Source organism: Mesorhizobium sp. M0185 (genome assembly GCF_040322175.1).
In the GTDB taxonomy this organism is placed as follows: Bacteria; Pseudomonadota; Alphaproteobacteria; order Rhizobiales; family Rhizobiaceae; genus Mesorhizobium.
Genome location: NZ_JAMYSY010000006.1, coordinates 156,270 through 181,303 on the forward strand (window position 1 = coordinate 156,270; position 25,034 = coordinate 181,303).

Genomic DNA, 25,034 nt, shown 5'->3' on the forward strand with positions numbered 1-25,034 from the left:
GACCTCCCGCAAAGACTGATCCGCATAAGACCGCCCCCGGCATCCTGACTGATCCCGGCACCAAGCCATAAAGTTTGCATGACCCCATCCCTTTACGCTGCCGAACGGGGCACCGGCCCGACAACGATCGCCTTCCTGCATGGTTTCGGTGGCTGCCACGACGACTGGCGCGACGTGGCCGAGTCTCTGGCGCCCGGCGCGCGGACCCTGGCCTATGATCTGCCGGGACATGGGCTGTCGCTCGATTTTCCGGGCGGCGGTCCGGCCAGGATTGCAGCCAGTGCCGTCCTTGCCGATCTTTCCGCTCGCGGGATAAAGCGGGCTCATCTCGTCGGTCATTCGATGGGCGGCGCCGTGGCCGCCCTGATGGCATTGAGCGAGCCTGAAAAGATGGCCTCGCTGACGCTGCTGTCGCCGGGCGGTTTTGGTCCTGAGATCAATGGTCCGCTGCTGCGTCGCTACGCCGCCGCTGCCGGCACGGATGAAATCCGCGCCTGTCTTGCCGCCATGTCGGGACCGCAAAGCCGGCCCTTGCAGCATAGGGTCGATCTCGTCAACGAGATGCGCCGGCGTCCCGGCCAGTCGCGGACACTTGTCGAGTTCGCAGCCGCCATGACCAGGGATGATCGGCAAGGCGTCATTCAGCGCGAACGGCTGGAAACGCTGAACATGCCGGTCATGGTGGTTTGGGGAACCGACGACGCGGTGCTGCCCGTCAGCCAGGCGGACGGCGTGCCGAAGCATTTTCATCTGCACCACGTGCTGGAAGCCGGCCATATGCTGGTCGAGGAAGCGCCCGGCCTGGTCGTCGAGGCCGTCCGTCGCAATATGCGACGCCGCAGCAGGCGGCTTCGTCCGGGATTCGCCGCTGCGGCGAGCTGATCGGTCTTCGCGCAGGCACGGCGGCGGCGCTGGTGCTGCTCCAGCGAACCCTTGCCCGCTCATCGATCTCGCAAGTGCATTTTGGCGGCGGCTGTGTTAATTCGGTGTTAACCAAACCCCGCGAGGCAACGCCGATGAAGGACGCAGGCGAGAACATCACCCAGATCGATCAGTCGCGAAAACTGTCCGATGCCATTCGCGACGTCAAGAACGCCTTCGCCGACCGCGATGACGTCGTCGTCGAGATGCGCGAAGCGCATCGCATGCGGCTCGATCTGCTTGCCGCCGAACTCGCGCCGGTCTTCGGCGACGTACCCACCGATATGGACAGTTTCGACTTCGCCGTCTCGTCCGGCCTGCAGCCACGGCTGTGGATCGACGCGATCAGCCATGTCGCCATGGGACGCGACCGCCGCACCTACCGCTTTCTCAAGGACACGCGCATCGGCCGCGTCGTGCTCGCCGAGTCGACCGAGATGAAGGTCGTTGCCGACCAGGTGACGCGCTATGTCGCCGAGCGCGTCGTCGAACGCCAGAGGATGATGGAAGGCGGCATCGAGCAGGCCGTCGCCGGCCTGAAACGCGCCCTGGTGGCGGAGGCTGAGCCGCCGCTGCATGTCGCTGCGCGCAGCAACGGCTGGTCGGCGTTCTTCTCGGGCCTCGGCCTGATCGCCGCAGGCGCCCTGGTCGGCCTGGCGATTTCGCTTGTGCTGTTCTGGGACCGCATCGTCGCGATGAAAATCAGCTTCTAGAGCGGTTCAGCGTTTCACGGAAACGCTGAACCGCACTATCTCTTTGTTTTGACGCAATTCCGGACGGAAAACCGTTTCACACTTTTCCTGGAATGGCTCTAGCCATCGACGCCTCGGCCTCGACGCCAAGCTCCATTGTCTGCAGGTCGCTGGGCGGCAATGCCGGCCCGGTCAGGCCGCGGCGCGTCAGCCTGATCCGCCAATTGTCCTTTTCACCGTCGATGTCGAGCAGATTGTATTGCGCCGGCGCATGCGAACTGCCGGGGGCCTGCCCCGCCGCGGCGACCCCGACCACCGGAATTTTGATCTTGCGGGCGCCGATGAAGAACAGCGACGGCACATGCGAATGGCCGTGCAGCACAAGCTCGGCGCCGTGCCGGTGAAGAACCTTGTGGAAGCGCGAGATGCCGAACAGCCGCTTGTTCTGCGAAACGGCGCCGCGCACCGGCGGGTGGTGGATCATGATCACCCGGAACAGGCCCTGCTTGCCCGTGGCGTCGAGGATGCCGCGCAGCCTTTCCGCCTGGCCTTCCAGAAAGAAGCCGTTGGCCATGAAGGGAGCCGTGGCGCGCGCCGTGGAGACGCCGATCAACGCAACATCGCCGCGCACGCGCAGATACGGAAAGGTGTTGCGGTCGACCGGCGTATTGACGCCGTCGCCGGTCATCCACGCCGCCCAGGACCGGCAGGTCTTGTCGAAGGCGCCCGGCACATAGGCGTCATGGTTTCCCGGCACGACCGACACGTCATTGGGCGAGCCCAGCGTCTCCAGCCAGTGCTTGGCCATCTCGAGCTCACCGTCGAGCGCCAGATTGACCAGGTCACCGGTGATGGTGAGATGGTCCGGCCCGCTGGCCTTCATGTCGGCGACGATCGTGTCGATGACGGCATCGTGCATGTAGCGGCGGCGGTTGCGCTGCCAATTGACGTAACCGACCACGCGCTTGGAGGCGAGATCGCGATAGGTTACATCGGGAAGCGGCCCCAGATGGACATCGGAAATATGCGCGAGCCTGAACATCTTTTCTTCATAGGCGAGCCGCGCGCGGCTTTCCACTCACGGTTTCGCGGACGATGACGCCGGATCCGGAGCAAGCCCTGCGCCAGACCGGCTGGCCGGGCTTCAGGGCAAGGCTGTTTCACCTGTATTTCGTACTGCGGCGGCCGATGACGCTCGGCGTGCGCGGCTTGATCCACGACCGCCGCTCCAATTCCGTCTTCCTCATCCGCCACACCTATGTCCCGGGCTGGCACCTGCCCGGCGGTGGCGTCGAGTTGGGCGAGACGATGATCGAAGCGCTGACGCGCGAACTGTTCGAGGAAGGCAACATCGCGCTGACCGGACCGCCGGTGCTGAAGTCGCTGCATTTCAACCGCCGCGCCAGCCGCCGCGACCATGTCGGCCTCTATCTGGTCGAAGAGTTCGACCAGCCAAGCCCTAAGCTGCCCGACCGCGAAATCGCCGAAGCCGGCTTCTTCCCGCTCGACCGCTTGCCCCAGGGAACGACGCCGGCGACGCTGCGGCGGATTGCCGAGGTTTTTGGGGGGAATTCGGCATCGCCTTACTGGTAGATCATCTCTTCAACAGCTTTGGCTGCGTCGGTATAGACCGGCAGCATTCATTGTTCTCAGAGAGATAAATGCTGAGCGATGAGGAGAAAAAATGCAACACAGCCAAAACGATAGATTTAGAATCGCGCTCTATGTATCACTTTACACGGGAATTAATGTGATCACATTTTCCGTGATAGCGTTAATTTCGACAATAGTTCTTGCGATAGATCCATACATGTTAGCAAAAGTTGGAAGATTCATCCAATTCACAATACAATTAGTTGCGGCATTCGTGACATATTTCGTTTTTATAAAGCGACATGCTCAGCTTTTTACTCGCACTGAATTCTGGAAAATGGTCGGATTCTCAACCCTGATAGAAATGATTTTGGGAATGGCTGTGCTTCTGCCGTCGGGATTGTTACGCGCAATCCCGCCCCAGATGTCGGTCGTGATCGTCATGATCAGCGGCATCGTTGCGTTCCTTGCAACGTCGCTCGGCTACTCCAATCGATTTGGAAATACCATATTGAAAGCTGAACTCGTTAGAAGGGCAAAGATGGACTCAGAAACCTTCCGCTAGGTCACCGGTCTCACGCAGCCTTCCTGAATCGCGCGCGGTCGTGCAGCGCGCCATAGTCCAGCTCCGGCCCGACCGGCACGATACGCGTCGGGTTGATCGTCTCGTGGCTGCCGTAATAATGCGACTTGATGTGGTGCAAATTCACCGTGCCGGCGACGCCCGGCACCTGGTAGAGATCGCGCAGGTAATTCGACAGGTTCGGATAGTCGGCGATGCGGCGCAGATTGCACTTGAAATGGCCCACATAGACCGGGTCGAAGCGGACCAGAGTCGTGAACAGCCGCCAGTCCGCCTCGGTGATGCGGCCGCCGACGAGATAGCGCTGCCTCGACAGACGGTTTTCCAGCATGTCGAGCGCCGAGAACAGTTCGCCGAACGCCTCCTCGTAGGCTGCCTGCGTGGTGGCGAAGCCGGCACGGTAGACGCCGTTGTTGACCGCGGGATAGACCAGCGCATTGACCGCATCGATCTCGCCGCGCAACGGTTGCGGATAAAAATCGAGCTTGGCATCGCCCCATTCGTCGAAGGCCGAATTGAGCATGCGGATGATCTCGGAGGATTCGTTGGAAACGATGGTCTGCTCGCGTTTGTCCCACAGCACGGGAACGGTGACCCGGCCCGAATAGCCGGGATCGGCCCTGGTGTAGATCTGGTGCAGGAAATCGAGGCCGCAGAGCGTGTCGCCGGTGGCGCCGTCCTCGGCCAGGAACGTCCAGCCGTCGGCGCCCATGAAATGATGGACGACCGAGACGGAAATCACGTCCTCGAGTTTTTTGAGCACGCGAAAGATCAACGTCCGATGCGCCCACGGGCAGGCGAGCGAGACATAGAGGTGGTAGCGGCCGGGCTCGGCCTTGAAGCCGCGTTTTCGCCCTTCGGCCGGCGCGCCGTCGCGGGTCACCCAGTCGCGCCACTGCGACTGCGCGCGCACGAATTTGCCGCCGCTCTCCCCGCTATCGTACCTGCGGTCCTGCCATTGGCCTTCGACTAGCAATCCCATGCAATATCCTTTCGCGTTCCTACCCGATGTAGGGCACCAAGCGGCGCCGCGGAAATCCCCGATGCTGAACAGATCGTCAACGGCTGCGTCGTCGAGTGCGGTCGGCTGCGCCGGCCGATTGCGGCGGCTGAAAATTGGTGCTAGCGGACATCCGCATGTTCGACTTTGCCATGATCCGGTTCGACCGACGACGAAAGAGCGCCCGCGCTTGATGAAGCGCTGACTGGCGAACGCTGCCGCTTGCAGCAAACCTTTCCTCGTATACCGGAACGCAAAGACCATGAGCCTTGCCGACTTGAAATACCTGGCCGACGTGAAATACCTGCCGGAAACTCCGGCGCACGATCCTGAAATCGAAGCCATCAATAACGAGGCCTTCGGGCCGGGCCGTTTCGTGCTTGCCGCCTACAAGATCCGCCAAGGTGGCCCGCACGAACGCGCTTTGTCCTTCGTGGCCGTCGATGGCGCAATCGTCGTCGCCTCGGTACGGATGACGCGCATCGCCGCCGGTGCCGGCCGCGCGCTGATGCTCGGGCCGCTCGCTGTGCGGCCGGCCTTCAAAAATCTCGGCATTGGCCGCAAGCTAGTGGCAATCGCGCTGGAAGCCGCCGCCAAGGCCGGCGCGCCGGCGGTGATGCTGGTCGGCGACGAACCCTATTATGGCCCGCTCGGCTTCAAAAGGCTGCCGCGGGGGCAGATCTCGATGCCGCGTCCGGTCGACCCCGACCGGCTTTTGGCGCACGAGATCGTGCCGGGCGCGGTGGCGAGGCTGGCGGGCGAGGTTTGCCACGCCGACCAGGCAAGGATTGCCGCGCACATCGCCGCGATGGCATGACCATGCCGGTGCTGTCGCACGGTGGCTTGGCGTCATAGTCTGGGCACGGAGGAGGACGTCGAGATGAACCCGAACGGCCAGATTGCGATCGTCACCGGTGGCGGCTCCGGCCTTGGCGAGGCGACGGCGCGCGCTCTTGCCGCCGGCGGCGCCAGGGTTGCCGTCCTCGATCTCGGTATCGAGCGTGCGGCCAAGGTGGCGGCTGACATCGGCGGCATCGCCGTCCGATGCGATGTGAGCGACGCCGCGAGCGGTGCCGCCGCAGTCGCGGAAGCGGCAGAGACGCTCGGCGCACCGCGCATCCTGGTCAATTGCGCCGGCATCGTTGTCGGCATGAAGACGATCGGCAAGGACGGACCGCATCCGCTCGATCAATACCGCAAGGTGATCGAGGTCAATCTGGTCGGCACCTTCAACATGATTCGCCTGGTTGCCGACCGGATCGCCAGGCTCGAGCCGCTGCAGGGCGGCGAGCGCGGCGTCATCGTCAACACCGCGTCGGTCGCAGCCTATGACGGCCAGATCGGCCAGGCCGCCTATTCCGCGTCCAAGGCCGGCGTCGTTGGCATGACGCTGCCGGTGGCGCGCGATCTCGCCCGCTCCGGCATTCGCGTCTGCACCATCGCACCCGGCATCTTCAGGACGCCGATGATGGCCGGCATGCCGCAGGAGGTGCAGGATTCGCTCGGCGCCGCTGTGCCCTTCCCTTCCCGTTTGGGCGAGCCTTCGGAATACGCGGCACTTGCCTTGCACATCATCGAGAACCAGATGCTCAACGGCGAGACCATTCGCCTCGACGGCGCCATCCGCATGGCGCCGAAATAAATGCGACGGTGATGCCTTGGACGAACCCAGGAAAGACGTGATCCGCGCGACCGATACCGAGGCGATCAGGCTGGCAAAGACGCTGATCCGCAGCGCCCGTTTCGGCGCGTTGGCAGTGCTCGAACCAGGAACCGGTTCGCCGCTGGCCAGCCGGGTCGGCGTCGCCACAGACATCGACGGCACGCCATTGATCCTGGTATCGATGCTGTCCGCCCATACCGGCGCCATCCTTGCCGACCCGCGCTGCTCGTTGCTCGTCGGCGAACCCGGCAAGGGCGATCCGCTGGCGCATCCGCGATTGACGCTCGTCTGCCGCGCCGTGCGGCTCGAACGCAGATCGAACGAACACGCCCGCGCCGAGCGGCGCTACCTCAACCGCAACCCCAAGGCAAAACTCTATGCCGGGCTCGGCGACTTTTCGATCTTCCGGCTCGAACCGGAGCGCGCCAGCCTGAACGGCGGCTTCGGCAAGGCCTATCTGCTCGACCGCACCGATCTGGTCGCGACGGGAGCGATCGTCGAAGAGCTTGCCGCCGGGGAGCAATCGGCGCTCGACCACATGAACGCCGACCATCTCGATGCGATTGCCCTCTACGCAAGTCATTTCGGCGGGGCCGAGAGTGACGGCTGGATCGTCACCGGGTTCGACGCCGACGGGATGGATCTCGTATCGGGCGACAATGTCTGTCGGGTTTTCTTCCCCGAGCCGCTGAGAGCGGCGCGCGACCTCAGGCCTGTCCTGATCGACATGGCAAAGGCTGCCCGATCGGCAAATTAATCACAGCCGCACGGTTAATCGGCTTGCATGGAAAGCAAGCCTTGAGATTTGAGCGAAATGTTCTACCTTTGCGAGTGACGCTGAATCGTTGGCGTGCATCTATAGGGAAAGTCTATGGAATCCGACGCTATTGCCCCCATAGCGGCGGATGAGCAAGAAGGCATGGGGGATCTATGGTCTCGAACAAACTAGTCGCCAACGCCGGAACCGCGGCTGCGTTTCTGACGCTGATGGGCAACGAAAAACGTTTGTTGATCATGAGCTATCTGGCCGAGGGCGAGATGTCGGTCGGCGCCATAGCCGAGAAGGTATCGCTCAGCCAATCCGCCCTGTCACAGCATCTGGCCAAGCTGAGGGCTTCCGACCTTGTCGAGACCCGCCGTGACCGGCAAATGATCTATTATTCCTGCAAGTCCGCGGCGGTGCGCGAATTGCTGCACATGCTGGACGGCATTTTCGGCGAAGGTGAACTGTCGCAGATGGCTCACCGGCTGCGTCGCGCCGGGACCTGAGCGGCCGAGGCGGAGAATGCCCCCGCCAAATGCGCTTTGCTACCAAGTCCGCTTTGCTGCCAAGTCCGCTTTGCTGCCAAGTCAGCCTTGCTATTGAACGCGCTCGTCGGCGGCCTGCGCAATCTCGTCCTTGAACTCGACCTTCGTGCCCGGCTGCACCATGGAGGCAAGGTCTTCGGCATCCCAATTGGTCAACCGGATGCAGCCATGCGAAAAGGTCGTGCCGATCTTGCTTGGTTCGGGCGTGCCGTGGATGCCGTAGCTTTCGATGGAGAGATCGATCCAGACCGATCCCACGGGATTGTTCGGCCCGGCAGCGATGGTGAAGGGCCGCTTGGTCTTGACCCCCTTGAAAGCGAAGTCCGGATCGTAGTGATAGGTAGGGTTGTGCACCACGCGCCTGACCTCCGCCATGCCGCTTGGCGCCGGCTTCTCCTCGCTCCCAATCGAGGCGGGGTAGACCGCCAGCCATTTGCCGGCACGGTCGAGCACACGCACCAGGCGGGCGCCCTTGTCGACCTCGACGACGGCAACGCCGGCGGGAGGGTCGCCCCTGCTGACATCAGGCACCACCAACGTCCTGCCTGGTTTCCTGAGGCTGGTGCCCGGATTGAGCATTCGCAGCAATTGTTCGCTGACGTGGAAGCGCTCAGCCAACCTCTCCACCGCATTGCGATAGCCGAGCCGCCGCAAGCGGGCCATCCTCTCCAAGCGAGCCGGAATACGCCTGGTGAAAGGTCCGCGCACATCCTTGCGCGTCACCTCATAGGTCACCAGCACCGGCTTGGCGGAGGTTGCGATGAGTTTGCTCCAGGTTTGTGGACTGAGCTTGCCATCGGGCGGAAGTCCGTTTGCCGCCTGAAACGCGGCGACGGCTTTGGCGAAGTTCTGGGAAAGGCGACCGTCGATGAGGCCCGGGGAGAAGCGGGCGCGATCCAGAAGGATCTGCGCCTTCAGCAGCATCGGATCGACACCCTTCGGTTCGCCGATAGCGAATTGGGCCTGATTGACGGTGGCTGGATCGAGCTTGGCCGCGCGAGCTACGCCGCATGCGAGGGCAAGCGTCGCGGCAAAGACGAGGAGGAGCCTGATCATCGATGTCCTCCCAGGACCGCAGCAGGAGCCCGCCTCTATGACGCGGCATGGCCCTGTGTAGTTCCTTCGCCCATCGAAATTCTGCATTGAAGCGGCTTGGCCGGAGAGCCGTGCTGCGGGAATCAATATCTCCATGCCGCGAGGAGGCCAGGCAGGGTGTCTCCGCCCGGCGCCTAGTGATTGGATTTGACCGTTAGAACGGCGTGCATCCATTTGGACGCTGAGATACGGTCTGAACTCCTTCGGATCCGGCATCGTGCCTTCCGAAACCGAAGCCCGATTCGCGGCCGACGCCAGGTCCGCCGAGGAAGCCATGAATCCGATCCGCATAGACGACCCGCAGGATCCCCGCGTCGCCGCCTATCTCGACATCCGGGAACGCGATCTTGCCGGCCGGCAGGGCCGTTTCGTCGCCGAAGGCAAGGTGGTGCTCGACACGCTGCTTGCCGCCCGTCGCTTCGAGGCGGAATCGGTGCTCGTGCTCGAGAACCGGCTGGCCGGCCTCGATGACGTCCTGCGCAAGGCGCCTGCCGGGCTTCCGATCTATGTCGCATCCGGCGAAGTCATGGACAGGATCGCCGGATTCCACATGCATCGCGGCATATTGGCGATCGGCCGCAAGGGCGCGGCCGTCTCCGCTGAAACTTTGCTCGGCGCACTGCCCGCCCGCGCGCTGATCGTGGTGCTGGTCGGCATCGCCAATCATGACAATATGGGATCGATCTTCCGCAATGCCGCCGCCTTTGGCGCGGATGCCGTGCTTCTCGATCCGACCTGCTGCGATCCGCTGTACCGCAAGGCAATCCGCGTCTCGGTGGGCGCGGCCTTGAAAGTCCCCTTCGCCTGCTTTGCCGATACCGCCGGCTGCACCGCAATGCTCGACCGGCAAGGCTTCAGCCAATTCGCCTTGTCGCCGCGCGGGCAGATCGATATTCGCGATGCCAAGAGAAAAGGCCGGCTGGCGCTCTATCTCGGCACCGAGGGCGAAGGCCTGCCAGAAAGCCTGCTTGCCCGCCTGCAGACGCTGCGGATCGGTATGGCGCAAGGCTTCGACAGCCTGAACGTCGCCGCCGCGTCAGCCATTGCACTTCATCATTTTTCCGGAATTTGAGAGTCGGGCATTTTGCGGCCAAGTGGCGGAATCTCAGTCGGTCGAAGCGGCCTTCTGCAGCGCCCGCACCCGATCGGCAAGGCTGCGTCCGCCGCTCCCCGGCCGCGTATCCTCAGGCGCGGCAAGCGCCCGGGCGATCGGCGAATCCGGCCCGTCGAGCTTTGCCGTCAAGGCCACGACTTGCGCCGCCAGATCGTTCATCTCTTCGCGCAATGCGGCGCTGGCGCTGCCGGTATAGTCTCCGGCCTGTGATTTCGACGTTTCGACGGCAGCAAGATCTGTCTTCAGCCGCCTGTTCTCGCGTGCCAGCGATGTCAGCCTGGCCTCCAGCCGCTCGCGGTCGGCATCGAGCTTGGCGGTTGTCTTTTCGATGTCGCCGTTGGCGGCCACATTGACCTGACTGCCTGGCACGCCGGCAAGACCCACCGCAGGCGTCCTTTCAGCGCCTTTCGGCTTTTCGCGAAGGCGCACCAGTTCCTTCTCGCGGCGCTCCAGCCTGTCCTCGCGATCGGCCAGCGAGGCGAGCAGGCGTTCGACCTTCTTTTCCAGGTCGCCGGTTCTTTTCTTCTCGGCCTTCAACGCGTCCCGCAAAACCTTGCTTTCGGCTGCCAATTCCTGGCTGCGCCTGTCCGCCTCCTTGCGCTGGCCGCGCAGCAGCGAAATGTCGCTTGCCAACTTCTGCAGCTCGGATTCGCGCGCCACCAGCTCGATCTGCCGGCTGCTGGATGAAAAACTGGCGTCGTCATACATGTGCTCCAGTTTCCGCAGTTCGAGCCCGCGCTTTTCGAGGGCGCGCTCGGTCTCCGCAAGCCGTTCCGACAGCTGCTGCAGCTGCTCATCGCGCTTGCGAAGCTCCTCGCCCCTGGCTGTAAGATCGGCGACGACCCGGTTCTTGTCCTGTCGCTCGGCCGCCAATTCCTTCAGGGCTTCGCGGTCGCGGCCGATCTCGACCAGCTGCTCGGCGGCCTTCTCGCGCAATGATTTGACGTTCATTTCAAGCCGGCGCACCGAAACGGCGAACTCGGCGCGAATGCGATCCTTGTCCGCCTGAATCTCGGCCAGCGTCAACGGCATCGAGCCCTCGACGCGCTTGCGCGTCAGCGCCACCGCCCGCCGCCACACGGCCGGAGCAATCATCAGCGCCAGAAAGCCCGCGCAGAGAAAGCCGAGGACAAAGAACAGGATCGACTGGACCAAGATGACTATCCGTTGTGCATGGCAACCGCCAAAGGTCGACTTTGCCATCTTCGCATGACGGAAATCCGGCGCCACGGCAAGAGTATGCCGCGGCAAAGCTCAGACCGTGGCATCACAGCTCCAATCGCCGTGGCCGGTCATGCAGGTCAGAACGGATTCCAGGTCGCGCGCTGCGTGAGCTTGAGGTAGCCGAGATTGACGCCGAGACGAGCGCCGACGCCGGTACGGATCGGCACGAGCAGCACATTGTTGTTCTTCAGCACGTTGAAGCCGACGCCGGCGACGACATAGGCGGAGCCGGCGACGCCGCCAAAACGATTATAGAGGCTGCTAACATCGTCGAGATTGTAGACCAGCATCATGACGCGCGAGCCCTCGCCGCCGAAATCCCAGCCGAGCGACGGGCCTTGCCAGAACACTTTGTGGTCGCCGGCATTCTTGGTGTAGAGCGTGCCTTCGCCATAGGTCAGGCCACCGATCAGCGCCCCGGACCCTTCTTCGCCGAGCAGATAGCCGTTCGGCAGGCCATAGGTGGCGAAAATCTTCTCGACGACGGTGGCGAGCCCGCCCGATGTAGCGCCGAAGAATTTATGACCGGAATCGACGATCTCCTGCGCCGTGTATTCCTGCGCCCGCGCGGCCGATGCCGAAAAGGCGACAAGGCCGATGAGCGCGATCGTCATTGAGATGACACGGAAAAAAGTCCGGTCGTAGAATCGGGAAACCATGCTTCCAATCTCCGTCAGGGAGCACTTTCGCCGACGCCTCGCACCCGTACGGCTCTTTGGCGGCCGTTAAGGATGACTGTTAGGGGCAAACTATGCCGTAATCCTTTTTCAACCATTAAACTCCCACATGAAGATGGCGGTTCGAAGGCTGTTTTCACATCGCCCGCGCAGCACCCTGCTGCGTGAACACGCCATTTTCGACAATCATGATTTCGGATTTGTTGCTGCACGCACAAGCGCTGTGTATTCAGAATGCTTGGGAGAGAGCGTGATTCGTGTGGACAGGCGTGATCATGATCGCCCGGTCATTGTGTTGTGAAATTTGCAGGGATTTTTGCCGATGGCCGAGCTTTTCACCCTTTCCGCACCCGATCTGGCAGCGCTGCTGTGCAGCCGGGTCTGCCACGACATCATTTCGCCGGTCGGCGCCATAAACAACGGGCTTGAGCTGCTCGACGAAGGCGGCGCCGACGAAGACGCCATGAAGCTGATCCGCCAAAGCGCCAAAAACGCCTCCGCCCGCCTGCAATTCGCCCGCATCGCCTTCGGCGCCGCCGGTTCCGCCGGCATGCTGATCGACACCGGGGACGCCGAGGCCGTGGCCATCGCCTTCCTGAAGAACGAGAAGCCGGAACTGATCTGGAACGGAACCCGCGCACTGTTGCCCAAGAACAAGGTCAAGCTGCTGCTCAATCTCATCCTCGTCGCTAACGCCGCCATTCCGCGCGGCGGCAGGCTGGTGGTCACGCTGGAGAACCTCGAGACCGAGCCGCGCTTTGCGCTCGCGGCGAGCGGCCCGATGCTCCGCGTGCCGCCCAAATTCCTGGAATTGCATTCCGGCCACAGGCCGGAAGAGCCGATCGACGCGCATTCGGTGCAGCCCTATTACACGCTGCTCCTGGCCCGCGAAGCCAACATGACGATTTCGATCCATGCGACCGCCGACGAGATCGTCCTTTCTGCAGTCTGAAGTTCTGCTAAGAGCCGGGAAAGTATTTTCTCCAAATCATATTTGCGGCGTCGTCTTAACATCTGTGAGACCGGCTTGCAGATTAATTGCGTAAAGCATTGCGAAAGAAGATTTCGCTTAAAACACCTTCAGGAAAATTTTACCTAACGGCTTTTCGGCTTCTTTACCAGATCGGCCTATGTTCCCCGGCAGATGCCACGACGCTGTCGGTTTGCCGCATGGCAAAGAGGGTCCGGGAATGAAACGCTGCATGTTCGTCGACAATTCGAGCGTCATCAGGAAGGTTGCAAGGCGTATCCTGGGCGGTTCCGGCATGATGGTGATCGAAGCCGCGAGCGGCCATGAGGCGATCGAGATGTGCGCGGTTGACATGCCTGATATCATCGTCGTCGACGGCGCCTTGCCGGACATGCAGGCGCAGGACCTCATCCGCCGCGTGCGCGCCATGGAAAGCCCGGTAGTGCCGCAAGTTTTGATTTCGCTGGTCGAAGTCGACGTCGGGGCGATCATGCGGGCAAAGCGCGCCGGCGCCCAGGGCTACCTGCTGAAGCCGTTCAACCGGCCGCAACTGCTCGAGTGCTTCCGCGCCTTGAAGATTGCCGCCTGATCAGAGCCTGTTCCATTCCGACGAAAATCGGATGAGCTCTATCTCGTTGTTTTACCAAGTTGTTTTCCGAAAGCCGGCGCCCATTTTGGGATCATGCCCTTGCTTCAGGCGCTGACCCGGATATCTTCAGGCTCACGCAGCACATAGCCGCGGCCCCAGACGGTCTCGATGTAATTCTGCCCGCCAGATGCGGCGTCGAGCTTCTTGCGCAGCTTGCAGATGAAGACGTCGATGATCTTCAACTCCGGCTCATCCATGCCGCCATAGAGATGGTTGAGGAACATTTCCTTGGTCAGCGTGGTGCCCTTGCGCAGCGAGAGCAGTTCCAGCATCTGATATTCCTTGCCGGTCAGATGCACGCGCTGGCCACCGACCTCAACGGTCTTGGCATCGAGATTGACCACCAGGTCGCCGGTGGTGATGACCGACTGGGCGTGGCCCTTGGAACGCCGCACGATGGCATGGATGCGGGCGACCAGTTCGTCCTTGTGAAAGGGCTTGGTCATGTAATCGTCGGCGCCGAAGCCGAGGCCGCGCACCTTGTCCTCGATGCCGGCCATGCCGGAGAGGATGAGGATCGGCGTCTTCACCTTGGACAGGCGAAGTGTTCTCAAAACTTCATAGCCCGACATGTCGGGGAGATTGAGGTCGAGGAGAATGATGTCGTAATCGTAAAGCTTGCCTAGATCGACGCCCTCTTCGCCAAGGTCGGTCGTATAGACATTGAAACTTTCCGATTTCAGCATCAGCTCGATGCTTTGTGCGGTTGCACTGTCGTCTTCTATCAGCAGAACGCGCATTTCATTCCCCTTTTCTGCTGCCGGACCATTTCACGACCCGTCCAGGACCGGAGCAGTGATTGCCTGAGCAGAGGCTGCCATCGAATGGTTAATAAAACCTAATTCCCCGTCCATGACGGTATCAGATTTTTTAACCCCTTTCTACACCTTGTTGAATCCAATAACGAATCACAGACCCAAACCGTTAATGCGACACATTAGTAAGCTAGGCTAAGTGACTCTTCGGACTCGTTGGCCGGGTTTCCCGACGAGAAGCAGAATTTTTACCCGCCCTTAAGTCCTGAGCCGTATGATTAACAATGCCCGTAAACGAATGGTTACCGCCGGCAAAAAACTTTAGGAGTTTGTTTCCCATAGTTCGGGGAAAGCCGGTGGAAACGGGTCAAGCCTGGGCCTTGCCGGGTGAATTGGACGATATGTGCAGGTGTGCGTTTCCGGGAGTACCGAATCATGAAGTCACGTGAAAACCTCGTTCGGCTGAAGCAATTTCAGGTGAGCGAGAAGCGGCGGCAGCTGCTGCAGCTCGACATGATGATCGCCGAATTCGAGCGCATGGCCGTCGAGCTGGAACTTCAGATCGCTGCCGAAGAGAAGAAGGCCGGCATCACCGACATCAATCACTTTGCTTATCCGACCTTCGCCAAGGCGGCACGGCTACGCCGCGACAACCTTAGAAATTCGCAAAGCGACCTCGCCCAGCAGCGAAATGTCGCCGAATCATTGCTGAGCGAAGCCGAAGCGGAGCTTTCCAAGGCCGAGATGCTGGAATCGCGCGACACCAAGGCGCGCGACACGGAAGCCGGCGGCCGCAGCGCCATGATCGGCTGAAAACAAGACTTTAACGCGCGTCGCGCTTGCGCGCTATTGCTGCGCACCGAACTGTGCCCGCCTCAGGCATCCAGATCTTCTTGCTGTTCCGCCGCCCGTGCGCGCGCATTTTTGATGTCGGGCACATGCTGCTCCGACCAGGCTCTGATCTGATTGAGCAGTCCTGCCAGGTTCTGGCCAAGTTCGGTCAGCTCATATTCGACACGCGGCGGAATGACCGGGAAAACCTCGCGCCGCACAAGCCCGTCGCGTTCCAGGATACGCAGCGTCTGCGTCAGCATTTTCGGCGTGATGCCTTCGAGCTTGCGCGCCAATTCGCCGTTGCGGAGCCGGCCCCGGCGCAGCGCACAGATCACCAGGTAGACCCATTTGCTGGCGAGCGTCTCGAGCACGGCGTGTGACGGGCACGACCGCCGAAAGGCGTCATAGCCAAAAGGGGAAACATCTTCACTATCCATGGGGTGCATATATATCAAAAAGGTACATACTAGACAAGAGAAAATAACTATCCAAATGATAGTGGCACATCAAAACCAGCAGGAGAGCCTTCCATGCGTGCCATTATCCAGAATTCCTTCGGCGGACCCGATGTCCTCGTCATTGCCGATCGCCCCGCGCCATCACCCGAAGCCGGCGAAGTGCTCGTCCGCATCGAAGCGGCCGGCATCAATCCGGTCGATGGTGCGGTGCGCGGCGGCCACTATCCGCTGCTTGGCGAGCCGCCTTTTGTCCTTGGCTGGGATGTTTCGGGGACTGTCGAGGCGCTGGGCTCCGGCGTCTCCGGCCTCAAGGTCGGCGATGCCGTGTTCGGCATGCCGCGCTTTCCCAAACAGGCGGCAGCCTACGCCGAACTCGCCGCTGTCCCGGCTGATGAGCTTGCGCCGAAACCTGAAGGCATAGATCACGCGCAAGCCGCCGCGCTGCCGCTGGCCGGCCTGACGGCCTGGCAAGGCCTTGTCCGCCATGGCCGGCTCGATTCTGGCAAGCGCGTGCTGATCCACGCCGGAGCCGGCGGCGTCGGCCACCTGGCGGTGCAGATCGCCAAGGCGCACGGCGCTTACGTCGTCGCGACCGCCAGCCCGGAAAAGCTCGATTTCGTCCGCTCGCTCGGCGCCGGCGAGGTGATCGACTACACAAGGGACGATTTCACCGCGAAGGCCCGCGACATCGATCTGGTTCTGGACCCGTTCGGCGGCGTGCATGCGGAGCAATCACTGAAAGTGCTCACGGCCGGCGGCGTTCTGGTGTCGCTGCTCGATGTCAGCGATGCCACCAAGGCAAAGGCCAGGACGCGAGGCATCCACGTCGAGCGCATGTCCGTAGTGCCCGACCGTGCCGCTCTGGTGGAGCTCGGCAAATTGATCGACGCGAAAAAGCTGGCCGTCCACGTGGCAAAGGCGTTTCCCCTCGAACAGGCCGGTGCCGCCCATGCCTTTCTCGCAACCAGGCCGATCGGCAAGGTGGTGCTGACGGTCTGAAATTGCAGATCGTCGCCCCTCGCAGACGTAAGGGCGCTGATCAGCGCCCTTATCGGCCTAATGCCGGTATTGCTGGATGCGCGTGGTGCGCAGGCCGGCAAGGCCGTATTCGTCGATCGACGCTTGCCAGGACAGGAATTCCTCGGTGGTGAGCTTGTAGCGCTGGCATGCCTCTTCGAGGCTCAAAAGCCCGCCACGCACCGCCGCCACCACTTCCGCCTTGCGCCGGATAACCCAGCGACGTGTGTTCGTCGGCGGCAGATCGGCGATGGTAAGTGGGCTGCCGTCCGGCCCGATAACATATTTGACTCGCGGTCTAATTAGATCGGTCATCGTACTCTCTACAAAAAACTCAAAGACCCAATCCCCACCACATTACCGCCACAGCTTTAAAATTTGCCTAAGCAGACCCTAATGGTTAGGTAAGGATCATGAACGCGGCGTTAGCCTTTTCATCGGCATTTGAAACATCTGCCGGCAAGCGCATTGAACCCGGCAGGAAAAATGAGCCGGCCCGGCAAAGCTGGCGCAGCCGAGACGCTTGACCTATATTCCGGCCATTGGCATTGAAGCGCCGCGCAGAACGAAAGAACCATGAACAGCCTCGATCTTCCCGGACGCCCCGAAAACACCCGCGTCGTCGTCGCCATGTCGGGCGGTGTCGATTCGTCGGTCGTTGCCGGCCTCCTGAAGCGCGAGGGCTACGACGTCGTCGGTGTCACGCTGCAGCTTTATGACCACGGCGCGGCAACGCACCGGGCCGGCTCATGCTGCGCCGGCCAGGACATCGACGATGCCCGCCGCGTCTCCGAGACGCTCGCCATCCCGCATTACGTCCTCGATTACGAGGAGCGCTTCCGCAAGGCGGTGATCGACCCGTTCGCCGAGAGCTATGTCGCCGGCGAAACGCCGATCCCTTGCGTTTCCTGCAATCAGACGGTGAAATTCGCCGACCTTCTTGCGACCGCCAAGGAACTCGGCGCCGACGCGCTGGCGACCGGCCACTACATCCGTTCCGGCGCCAATGGCGCCCACCGCGCGCTTTACCGGCCGGTCGACGCCGACCGCGACCAGAGCTACTTCCTGTTCGCCACCACCCAGGCACAGATCGACTATCTGCGTTTTCCGCTCGGCGGCCTGTCGAAGCCTGAGGTTCGCGCCATCGCCGAGGAGATGGGACTGACGGTTGCGGCCAAGCAGGACAGCCAGGACATCTGCTTCGTGCCGCAGGGCAAGTATTCCGACATCATCGCCAAGCTGAAGCCGGCTGCCGCCAATCCAGGCGACATCGTCCATATAGACGGGCGCGTGCTTGGCCGCCACGAGGGCATTTTGCGCTACACCGTCGGTCAGCGCCGCGGCATCGGCATCGCCTCGGGCGAGCCGCTCTACGTCGTTCATCTCGACGCCGACCGGGCCCGCGTCGTCGTCGGCCCGCGCGAGGCGCTGGAGACCCACAAGATCTTCTTGCGCAACATGAACTGGCTGGGCGATGGCCCGCTGACCGCTATCCCGGCGGCCGGGCTTGAGCTTTTCGCCAAGGTGCGCTCGACGCGGCCGCCGCGCCCGGCCGTGTTGCATCACCGCGCCGGTGTCACTTCGGTGGAACTGGTCGACGGCGAATCCGGCATCGCACCCGGTCAGGCTTGCGTGCTCTATTCCGACGATGGCAACGAGGCGCGCGTGTTCGGCGGCGGCTTCATCAAGCGCTCCGAGCGCGGCGCCGAGGCCGAGGCGATGCTGACGCGGCTTGCCGTCCAGCCGGCGCGGGTTCCCGCCGAATAGACGGCGTTTTCTCTTAGGGCCTTGTATGGGCGGGCCTTGTATGGGCGACGGTGCCGGCGGTCAGGATGCGCAGCACGCGGATGGCCTCCTCGCCGCTGGTGCGCGGTTCGGCCCGCGTCTCGATGCAGTGGATGAAATGCTCCAGCTCGCGCGTCAGCGGCATGCCCTCACCGACCGCGACATAGGACGGCTCGTTGGCGGTGAACGCCCATTGGCCGCTGTCCTGCCACACCGCGTGGCGATAGACGGCAAGCTTGCGCTCCCACGGCTCGACATCGTCGAACACCGCCATCGCCTTGGTGCCGACAACGGTCAGCCGCCGTTCGCGGTAAGGGTTGAGCCGCGAGGCGAACAGATGGCCGCGCAGGCCGTTGGGAAAGCGCATGTGCAGATGCGCAAAGTCGCTGAGATTGTCGAGAAGAGCAGCGCCTTCGCCGCGCACTTCGACCGGTTCGGTGCCGGTGATGGCCAGGATCATCGACAGATCGTGCGGCGCCAGATCCCATAGCGCGTCGTTTTCGGTGTGGAACTTGCCGAGGCCGAGCCGATGCGAATGGATGTAGCGGACTTCGCCGAGTTCGCCATTGTCGATCAGCGCCTTCAGCGTCTCGAAGGCGGGATGAAAGCGCAGCACGTGGCCGACCATGAAGACACGGCCATTATCGGCGGCCGCCTGCACCGAGCGTTCGGCATCGGCCACCGTCAGCGCGATCGGCTTCTCCACCAGCACGTCCTTGCCGCCGAGCACGGCGCGCACCGCCATGTCGGCATGGAACTGCGGCGGCAGCGCCATGACAATGGCGTCGACATCGTCGCGGGCAAACAGCGCCTCCGGCTCTATCGCCAGGCAATCCTGCTCGCTGGCAAAACCCTCCGCGCGCGCGGGGTTGACGTCCGAAACCGCATGCAGCGCGCCGAGCGCCTTTAGGGTGCGGATGTGGTTGCTGCCCCAGTATCCGCAACCGAGGACTGCAATGCGCGGTTTCATCAATTCATGACCATGGCTTTCGTGGCCGAGACATAGCGACGTGCCTCGCTGAACTCAACCCCGGCCTGTGCGCCCAAATGTCTGCCCGGCAAAGCTTTCGGCGCCAGCAATATGCCGGCGCGGCAGCCACTTCGATGCTTGACAGGCTTGGCCTCGCAACCTTATATCCGCGCGACCTTGGCGAACGCGCCGATATGCCTGCCGATTTAAGCTGGATTTCGGGCCTTCGCCGCCCTGGCGGGGTAGCTCAGTTGGTTAGAGCACGGGAATCATAATCCTGGGGTCGGGGGTTCAAGTCCCTCTCCCGCTACCATAACTACTTGAAATTATTTGATGAATTAGACCCGCCTGATGGCGGGTCTTTCGTTTCGGCCACCGGGGTAACGCTCCGGGTAACGCGGCAGTCTCTCGACGCAGATGGTATTCCATGGGAACATGCGCCATGGCCGTACAGGACTGGAACACTCTTCGCGGAGTAGCCGAACAAGGCTACGCAGATGGGGTCATGTGCCTCGCGACCGTCGAGACGGTGGAGCGCTGGAACAAGTCGAAAGTCATCGAGCCATTGCTTGACGCTGACGCCGCTCACGCCGCAAGCATCTTGCTCGATGGTGCCCTCACTCGTCTCCACATTTTTGTGTGCCGTGGCTTCGCTGTGGCCCGCAAGGATGACCTGCACCTGCGGACGGCGATCGACTTTTTGAAAGAGCCGGGACGCCTAGACGAAGAGCAGTCACCTCAGCGCCGGATGGACCTTGAAGAGGCGACCCGACTGTTCGACAAAGCCGCTGCCGACCCCCGGCTGGCGCGCCTCAAGCACGTTCGAGATAAACTCATCGCGCATATGGCACGGTACGATGAGGCGATCCTCGTCAAAACGACATACAATGACCTCTTCGGCTTCACCCGGCTGACCGCGCAAATATGGGAGAGGCTTTCCTTGGGAGCGGGTTCGGCCATCGAGCTTGAGCTTCACGTGGAGGCCTATCGCGAAAGCGCCGACGCCTTCTGGTCGCGTTGGGAAAAGACCGGCGAATAGGAGCCCGTAGGCGTGCGCCGCGTTCTCCCCAGCCCTTCGGGTGCGCCGGATCGTCCGCGCGCGTCCTGCACAGAGATAGGGGTGGCGGAACAATTGAATGCTATACTAGCTTCCGGTTAGCTGAGTCTGTGGGGGGTGTGACAAATGACGTTGGTCGCTACGTTGGAAATGAACGGCAATCCTTTTGAGCATTACACAGCCGAAACAGAGCCAAACATTGCAGATTACGCGGTAAGGCCGCCGTATCTTGAAGCGATCTCTGCCAGAGCGCGAGGGCTCAGTTCATTCATACTGTTCGGGGATCGAGGCGCGGGTAAAAGCGCCAAGCGTATCACTGTGTACAACGAGATTTGGAAGGAGGCGTCAAAGAAAAAAAGCCCATTTGTTTTGAATCTAACGGACTACTCTGCTATCCATGACCTATTAAAAAAAGACAAACTGGCTGACAGGGATATCGTCGGCGCTGTAGCATTTGCGGTAGTCGAGCAGATTCTGGTGTGGCTGTCTTCTCTCGAGAATGACGAGCGGCAGATATACATTGATGGTCTCAATCCTAATGAGAGAACTTTAATGTTTGCTCTCATGAAAGGATTCTACCTTTCCGTTTCGGAAATGGACAGAGAGGTTTCAACATCAGATGCGTTGAGGCTTCTGAATAGCGCTTGGACTACAAAGAGCGCCGTATGGATCGGAGGCCAGTGGGAGGCCCTTAGCAAGATAATTGCAGCGGCAGTTAATGCTCTCTCGAAGCACCAATTGGACAACGCGATCGATATATCGGCTCCGGCAGAAGCTCTGTTGAAATCTCTTACTGGAGAGGCGCCTAACACCTCGAAAGCGATATTGATCAAATTGGTCGACTTGGTGAAGGCATTCGGCTATATTGGAATATGCGTTCTTGTCGACAAGGTTGACGAGACGCCAAGTACCGCCAATTCGGCAGAAGCGACTGCCAGGTTGATACATCCCCTTCTGTCCCACATACAATTGTTAGAGATTGCAGGATTTTCATGGATTTTGTTTTTATGGAGCAATGTTCAGAATCATTTCAATGCCAAGTATCCGGTCAGGCTCGATAAGATTGCTCATGCCAATATTACGTGGAACGTCGATAGCCTTAGAGAGATGATCGACAGTCGTGTGAAATTTTTTTCCGACGGCAGATATCAATTTGATGATCTTTTGGTAGAGGGCATGGTGTCAAAAGCAGTTTTTGACGAATTGGTCTCGATCTCTGTTAGTTCACCGCGAGAATTGATAAAGCTAATGGACTTTGTGGTGCGGGAGCACGACGCCCGTGGTGATGCCGCCCCGCCGTTGGTCGACCAGTCATCCTTGAATCTGGGCCAGGATAAATACGCGCTGGAAACCATCGGTGGATGGTTCTCTGATAAGCCACTTCAGCAAGTCCTTCGTCTCGGAAAGACATCCTTTGTGAACAAGGATGTCCAGTCTGCCTTTAAAATTGGCGATCAAGGTGCGCGCGTAAAGATTGCAAGTTGGGAGGACGCCGGTCTGGTGAGGCAAAGTGGCACGCTGCCCAGCGAGTTGGGAGGCAAGCCTGTCTACCGCTTCATAGTCGCGGATTCGCGAGTGGAGCGGATCATAAGCAGAAAGCTTGCAGACATTGTCGGCGCGGAGCTTGAGGTGGGGGAGGAAGGCTCAGGAGAACTGCTAAGTGAGTGATCCAGCGTGAAATAGTCGCACTCAGGGGGCAGCGGCTCCCCGTAGTGCGAGGCCCAACTTGGCTTCGGCTTCGCGCGCGGCCTTGGTGCCCTGCTCACCGTCGCGCTCGCCTTGCAGATCGCGCATCCCCTCGACCGACTTCGCGAACATCTGCCAAGCGAGTTGCAAGTGTTCTGCGGCGCTGTCGAGGTCCGCAATTCGCGACATCTCTTCCGGTGCGCGCTCCGCGATAAAATCGTCGACGATCGACTTGAGCGGACGCGAGGTGTGACCAACCAAAAGCTCGTGCGCTTGAAGCGCGGCGACAACCGCATGATCGCCATTCGACACGGCATGGAGAATTGCGGCGTCGCGATCTTTCTGGCTCATGCTACGAAGTACGGTCCGGAGTTCCTGGCCGTCCGGATAGGTGGCGAGGAGACCGGCCCGGCCTCGGGCCTCGTGCCTGAGCCGATCCTTGGCCTCCAAAACCTTCATGCCAGCAGAGCGGACTGCCTGCGTGGCAAGGGCCGTGGCCTTCCGGTAGTTGTCGAGATACCGCAACGCAGCCGCTTCTTTCGTGATCAGCGGATCGCTCGTCGTTCGAACGGCGTCAAGGCCGTCCCAGAGGCCGGTGAGTTGGCCAAGCGCCGAGAGCACCCCGGCGACTTCCGGCACGTCCGGATTGGTGATGTTCCCCTGCATGGTCGATGGATTGAGAAGTGGCGGGCGAAGTTTCGTCTTGCTCATGGCTTGGGCTCCGAGAGTTTCAGAAAGTGGTTGAGATAGGCGTCTTGCGCCGCGTTTTTCCGGCCGATCGGATATGGCGATTCATACCGTGCGATGCCGGAGAGCGTCCGGCCTTCTTCGATCAGTCGCTGTTTTGCGGCGGGACCGACGCGGTGGCGGACGGGCACATTGCTGTCCTTAGTCATGGTTCCATCTTCCTAAGCGGCGCTGCTCGCGGACATAGTCCATGCCGCTGAACGTATCTGAGCCGATTTCGGGCTCGCCATGCCCGTGATAGCCGATGGGGATACTGCCTGAGCCGGAGCCATAGGAGCCGACCTGCATGGTGGGGACTTCGACGAGATTGTTGACCTCGTACACGACTAGGGCGACGACATTTGCGAGGTCGTCATGAGCGCCGGGCGGATGATCGATCAACTCGCGGCCGCCGCGAGCAACCCTTCTCTCAAGACCGACGATCTGGTTGACGAGCACGTCATGGTCGATGAGGTCGAGGGAGCCGCTGTTAAGCTCCGGTAGCAGATCGCGGTACAGGTCTGAGCGCGGCTTGGCCGCCAGAACGTAGTCGACGCCGCGTTTGCGGAACGGCTCGCGACACCACTCGCCGCCGTACCGATCGCCGACAACTTCGCCGATGCCATAGTTGTTCAGCGTGTCGCAAAACTCCTCCACGACCTGTTCTGGACTGAAAGGCGGCTTCCTTTCGCGCACGAGGTCGATGACCGTGGTTTCGCCTTCGGCGTGGGCGATGGAGAGTGTCATGGAGTCAGAACTGCCGCCCGATGGATCCACCGCCGCGACGTAGCGATGCGACGAGGAATAAGGCCGCTCGAACACGCCGGCCGTGACGCAATCTTCGACCACTTCGCGCCGCACGAAGTCCTCGATGTCAGACCTGAACTGCGCGCCGTATTCGGCGCTGGCGCTTGCGGTATCACGTTCCATGGCGGCGTCGACAAGACCCTTGCCGATGGTCGGATTCATTTCGCGCGTCGTCGCCTGCCACACTAGGGGAGCGCCATCGCGGCCGAAGTAACGGTTGTAGGCGTCCCACAGCGCCCCGCGCCTTGCGTAAGGGCTGGAAGCGCAGATCAGCATTGCGCCGGGGATCGTGCTCAGGCCCGGCCTGATCGCATCCAAAATGGCGTAATCGGGCTCGGCCGAATCATCCGTCCGCCAGAAAGCGATTTCGTCTGCCAGAACTGCGGCGTACGTGTATCCGCGCGTCGACCGAAATGACGCTGTTCCGACCTCAATGGTGACGCTGTTGCTAAGGTCGAAGCCTTCCGCCGTCTGCCGCTCGACGAGCTTCGCCAGCAATGGAATTCGGGTCAGCATTGCCGAGATGTAGCGGATGATGACGCGAGCCTGTTTCCGGTCGGCAGCGATGACCATGACGGTCGCCCGTTCGCCGGGGGCGAGGAACTTCCTGTACGATTTGAAGGTGGCCAGATAGACGGCGATGAGCGCCATTACGAATGACTTGCCGCCGCGACGGCCGATAACCAGCCAAGCCTCAGTGAAGGGATCGACGGGTGCAGCTTCGCGGCCGGTGTGCTTGCGGTATAGCGCCAGTTGCTCCTCGGTCATGGGAAGGGCGAACAGGGCGGCGATGAAAGCGAACCATGCGGTGTAGGTGGACCTTTCCCGGAACCAAGGTCCGAACAGCTTGGGATCGCCGATCGCCTGGAGGATGTTCATGGCTGGAGGCCGATGTAGTCGTGCAGATGAGGGGTGATGTCCTTCGACCGGCGCTTCAGCCCGATCGCTTCCAGAGTGCGACGCAGGGTATTGGAGGCGCGCTGATAGGCGTCTAGGGCTCGCTCGCTGGCGCCGCCGGCAACAGCGAATTCGTTCTCCATCCGCTCCAGTTCGATCGTCAGGGTTGCCGCCCTACGGCATATGGAAAGTTCGGCTTGGGAGATCGCGTCAACGCCGCCAAGGTCGGCCACGTGGGCGGCCAGTATGTCCCTCATGCGACGCGCCCAGATCGACCGGCCGTCTGCCCCAGATAACAGCACGCTACCGTTCGAGACCGCGCTTCTGGCCGCTGCCTTTGCCGGAGCTATCGCCCTTCTGGTTTCCACCTGTTTCTCAGCCTTTTCGTTCCCCTCTCGTTACCCGGAGAGGTCAAGAGAGGCCGGACGGTAGATTGAAAGCGCTGAAACATCTAATGTTTTAAATGGCTTGGTGGCGAAGAGCCGGGGACTATTGATCCGGAGCTACAGTCCGCGCAGGAAAATTCGGCCGAGGCGATGCCTCTTTGGGGCTG

General features: G+C 61.3%; 29 protein-coding genes and 1 tRNA gene. 16 read left to right on the forward strand and 14 right to left on the reverse strand.

What is annotated here, in order from left to right; all coding sequences use genetic code 11:
• The first annotated feature begins 78 nt into the window (after positions 1–78).
• Complete coding sequence (locus NKJ20_RS07550; protein ID WP_352680920.1) at positions 79–882, forward strand: alpha/beta fold hydrolase; 804 nt, start codon at positions 79–81, stop codon at positions 880–882.
• Between the two features lie 134 nt (positions 883–1,016).
• Positions 1,017–1,634, forward strand: a complete 618-nt coding sequence (locus tag NKJ20_RS07555; protein ID WP_352743334.1) for a hypothetical protein — start codon at positions 1,017–1,019, stop codon at positions 1,632–1,634.
• A gap of 76 nt (positions 1,635–1,710) precedes the next feature.
• On the opposite strand, the gene NKJ20_RS07560 is transcribed toward NKJ20_RS07555, so the two are convergent.
• On the reverse strand, positions 1,711–2,655 hold the full coding sequence (locus tag NKJ20_RS07560) for a metallophosphoesterase family protein (RefSeq protein WP_352743381.1): 945 nt from the start codon (positions 2,653–2,655) through the stop codon (positions 1,711–1,713).
• A 53-nt stretch (positions 2,656–2,708) separates the two neighbouring features.
• On the opposite strand from NKJ20_RS07560, the gene NKJ20_RS07565 reads away from it, so the two are divergent.
• Positions 2,709–3,206, forward strand: a complete 498-nt coding sequence (locus tag NKJ20_RS07565) for an NUDIX domain-containing protein (RefSeq protein WP_352743336.1) — start codon at positions 2,709–2,711, stop codon at positions 3,204–3,206.
• A gap of 306 nt (positions 3,207–3,512) precedes the next feature.
• Here NKJ20_RS07565 and NKJ20_RS07570 read toward each other — a convergent pair whose 3' ends face one another.
• Positions 3,513–3,662, reverse strand: coding sequence for a hypothetical protein (locus NKJ20_RS07570; protein WP_352540966.1), 150 nt, complete (start codon positions 3,660–3,662; stop codon positions 3,513–3,515).
• Positions 3,663–3,781: 119 nt separating this feature from the next.
• Positions 3,782–4,771, reverse strand: a complete 990-nt coding sequence (locus NKJ20_RS07575; RefSeq protein WP_352743338.1) for a glutathione S-transferase family protein — start codon at positions 4,769–4,771, stop codon at positions 3,782–3,784.
• A gap of 280 nt (positions 4,772–5,051) precedes the next feature.
• Between NKJ20_RS07575 and NKJ20_RS07580 the strand changes: the two genes are divergently transcribed.
• The 4 genes from NKJ20_RS07580 to NKJ20_RS07595 all read left to right on the forward strand — a co-directional run bounded on the left by NKJ20_RS07580 (position 5,052) and on the right by NKJ20_RS07595 (position 7,721).
• A complete protein-coding gene (locus NKJ20_RS07580; protein WP_352743340.1) occupies positions 5,052–5,606 on the forward strand; it encodes a GNAT family N-acetyltransferase in 555 nt (184 codons plus the stop codon).
• Between the two features lie 63 nt (positions 5,607–5,669).
• Entirely contained in the window at positions 5,670–6,431 is a 762-nt protein-coding gene (locus tag NKJ20_RS07585) for a 3-hydroxyacyl-CoA dehydrogenase (RefSeq protein ID WP_352743342.1), read from the forward strand.
• Positions 6,432–6,447: 16 nt separating this feature from the next.
• The gene (locus NKJ20_RS07590) at positions 6,448–7,209 is read left to right on the forward strand and encodes a HugZ family pyridoxamine 5'-phosphate oxidase (RefSeq protein WP_352743344.1); all 762 of its coding nucleotides are present in this window, start codon (positions 6,448–6,450) and stop codon (positions 7,207–7,209) included.
• Positions 7,210–7,382: 173 nt separating this feature from the next.
• The gene (locus tag NKJ20_RS07595; protein WP_023679553.1) at positions 7,383–7,721 is read left to right on the forward strand and encodes an ArsR/SmtB family transcription factor; all 339 of its coding nucleotides are present in this window, start codon (positions 7,383–7,385) and stop codon (positions 7,719–7,721) included.
• 90 nt (positions 7,722–7,811) lie between these two features.
• Here the strand turns inward: NKJ20_RS07595 and NKJ20_RS07600 are convergent, their stop codons facing one another.
• Complete coding sequence (locus NKJ20_RS07600) at positions 7,812–8,816, reverse strand: L,D-transpeptidase (RefSeq protein WP_352743346.1); 1,005 nt, start codon at positions 8,814–8,816, stop codon at positions 7,812–7,814.
• Positions 8,817–9,129: 313 nt separating this feature from the next.
• Between NKJ20_RS07600 and NKJ20_RS07605 the strand changes: the two genes are divergently transcribed.
• On the forward strand, positions 9,130–9,927 hold the full coding sequence (locus NKJ20_RS07605) for a TrmH family RNA methyltransferase (protein ID WP_352743383.1): 798 nt from the start codon (positions 9,130–9,132) through the stop codon (positions 9,925–9,927).
• Positions 9,928–9,960: 33 nt separating this feature from the next.
• Here NKJ20_RS07605 and NKJ20_RS07610 read toward each other — a convergent pair whose 3' ends face one another.
• Positions 9,961–11,124: a coiled-coil domain-containing protein gene (locus NKJ20_RS07610; RefSeq protein ID WP_352743348.1), complete on the reverse strand. Its 1,164-nt coding sequence runs from the start codon at positions 11,122–11,124 to the stop codon at positions 9,961–9,963.
• A gap of 146 nt (positions 11,125–11,270) precedes the next feature.
• Positions 11,271–11,852 carry a DUF1134 domain-containing protein gene (locus NKJ20_RS07615; protein WP_023679557.1) on the reverse strand — a complete coding sequence of 194 codons (582 nt, stop codon included), beginning with the start codon at positions 11,850–11,852 and terminating at the stop codon, positions 11,271–11,273.
• 340 nt (positions 11,853–12,192) lie between these two features.
• On the opposite strand from NKJ20_RS07615, the gene chpT reads away from it, so the two are divergent.
• Together chpT and NKJ20_RS07625 are read left to right on the forward strand one after the other, a co-directional pair.
• On the forward strand, positions 12,193–12,822 hold the full coding sequence (gene chpT, locus NKJ20_RS07620) for a histidine phosphotransferase ChpT (RefSeq protein WP_023679558.1): 630 nt from the start codon (positions 12,193–12,195) through the stop codon (positions 12,820–12,822).
• A 238-nt stretch (positions 12,823–13,060) separates the two neighbouring features.
• On the forward strand, positions 13,061–13,429 hold the full coding sequence (locus tag NKJ20_RS07625) for a response regulator (RefSeq protein WP_023679559.1): 369 nt from the start codon (positions 13,061–13,063) through the stop codon (positions 13,427–13,429).
• Between the two features lie 104 nt (positions 13,430–13,533).
• On the opposite strand, the gene ctrA is transcribed toward NKJ20_RS07625, so the two are convergent.
• On the reverse strand, positions 13,534–14,229 hold the full coding sequence (gene ctrA, locus NKJ20_RS07630; protein WP_006203583.1) for a response regulator transcription factor CtrA: 696 nt from the start codon (positions 14,227–14,229) through the stop codon (positions 13,534–13,536).
• Between the two features lie 450 nt (positions 14,230–14,679).
• Between ctrA and NKJ20_RS07635 the strand changes: the two genes are divergently transcribed.
• Complete coding sequence (locus tag NKJ20_RS07635; RefSeq protein ID WP_023719275.1) at positions 14,680–15,057, forward strand: flagellar export protein FliJ; 378 nt, start codon at positions 14,680–14,682, stop codon at positions 15,055–15,057.
• A gap of 62 nt (positions 15,058–15,119) precedes the next feature.
• Here NKJ20_RS07635 and NKJ20_RS07640 read toward each other — a convergent pair whose 3' ends face one another.
• Positions 15,120–15,515: a winged helix-turn-helix transcriptional regulator gene (locus tag NKJ20_RS07640; protein WP_352469683.1), complete on the reverse strand. Its 396-nt coding sequence runs from the start codon at positions 15,513–15,515 to the stop codon at positions 15,120–15,122.
• Positions 15,516–15,608: 93 nt separating this feature from the next.
• Here NKJ20_RS07640 and NKJ20_RS07645 point away from each other — a divergent pair, with 93 nt between their 5' ends.
• Positions 15,609–16,535: an NADP-dependent oxidoreductase gene (locus tag NKJ20_RS07645; protein ID WP_352743350.1), complete on the forward strand. Its 927-nt coding sequence runs from the start codon at positions 15,609–15,611 to the stop codon at positions 16,533–16,535.
• A 57-nt stretch (positions 16,536–16,592) separates the two neighbouring features.
• Here the strand turns inward: NKJ20_RS07645 and sciP are convergent, their stop codons facing one another.
• The gene (sciP, locus tag NKJ20_RS07650) at positions 16,593–16,868 is read right to left on the reverse strand and encodes a CtrA inhibitor SciP (RefSeq protein WP_023679563.1); all 276 of its coding nucleotides are present in this window, start codon (positions 16,866–16,868) and stop codon (positions 16,593–16,595) included.
• A gap of 261 nt (positions 16,869–17,129) precedes the next feature.
• On the opposite strand from sciP, the gene mnmA reads away from it, so the two are divergent.
• The gene (gene mnmA / locus NKJ20_RS07655; RefSeq protein WP_352743352.1) at positions 17,130–18,320 is read left to right on the forward strand and encodes a tRNA 2-thiouridine(34) synthase MnmA; all 1,191 of its coding nucleotides are present in this window, start codon (positions 17,130–17,132) and stop codon (positions 18,318–18,320) included.
• A gap of 13 nt (positions 18,321–18,333) precedes the next feature.
• Here mnmA and NKJ20_RS07660 read toward each other — a convergent pair whose 3' ends face one another.
• Positions 18,334–19,308: a Gfo/Idh/MocA family protein gene (locus NKJ20_RS07660; protein ID WP_352452922.1), complete on the reverse strand. Its 975-nt coding sequence runs from the start codon at positions 19,306–19,308 to the stop codon at positions 18,334–18,336.
• A gap of 236 nt (positions 19,309–19,544) precedes the next feature.
• Here NKJ20_RS07660 and NKJ20_RS07665 point away from each other — a divergent pair.
• From NKJ20_RS07665 to NKJ20_RS07675, 3 genes are all read left to right on the forward strand, one after another.
• Positions 19,545–19,621, forward strand: a tRNA-Met gene (locus NKJ20_RS07665).
• A gap of 129 nt (positions 19,622–19,750) precedes the next feature.
• Positions 19,751–20,347 carry an AbiU2 domain-containing protein gene (locus NKJ20_RS07670; RefSeq protein ID WP_352743354.1) on the forward strand — a complete coding sequence of 199 codons (597 nt, stop codon included), beginning with the start codon at positions 19,751–19,753 and terminating at the stop codon, positions 20,345–20,347.
• Between the two features lie 144 nt (positions 20,348–20,491).
• Positions 20,492–22,033, forward strand: a complete 1,542-nt coding sequence (locus tag NKJ20_RS07675) for a P-loop ATPase, Sll1717 family (RefSeq protein WP_352743356.1) — start codon at positions 20,492–20,494, stop codon at positions 22,031–22,033.
• Between the two features lie 21 nt (positions 22,034–22,054).
• Here the strand turns inward: NKJ20_RS07675 and NKJ20_RS07680 are convergent, their stop codons facing one another.
• Genes NKJ20_RS07680 through NKJ20_RS07695 form a run of 4 tightly spaced genes read right to left on the reverse strand, consistent with a single transcriptional unit; the run spans position 22,055 to position 24,738 of the window.
• Positions 22,055–22,762, reverse strand: coding sequence for a hypothetical protein (locus NKJ20_RS07680; RefSeq protein ID WP_352743358.1), 708 nt, complete (start codon positions 22,760–22,762; stop codon positions 22,055–22,057).
• The gene (locus NKJ20_RS07685; protein WP_352743359.1) at positions 22,759–22,947 is read right to left on the reverse strand and encodes a hypothetical protein; all 189 of its coding nucleotides are present in this window, start codon (positions 22,945–22,947) and stop codon (positions 22,759–22,761) included. Before NKJ20_RS07685 ends, NKJ20_RS07680 begins: the two co-directional genes overlap by 4 nt.
• Entirely contained in the window at positions 22,940–24,463 is a 1,524-nt protein-coding gene (locus NKJ20_RS07690; RefSeq protein WP_352743361.1) for a terminase large subunit domain-containing protein, read from the reverse strand. Before NKJ20_RS07690 ends, NKJ20_RS07685 begins: the two co-directional genes overlap by 8 nt.
• On the reverse strand, positions 24,460–24,738 hold the full coding sequence (locus tag NKJ20_RS07695) for a hypothetical protein (RefSeq protein WP_352743362.1): 279 nt from the start codon (positions 24,736–24,738) through the stop codon (positions 24,460–24,462). Before NKJ20_RS07695 ends, NKJ20_RS07690 begins: the two co-directional genes overlap by 4 nt.
• Positions 24,739–25,034 lie beyond the last annotated feature (296 nt).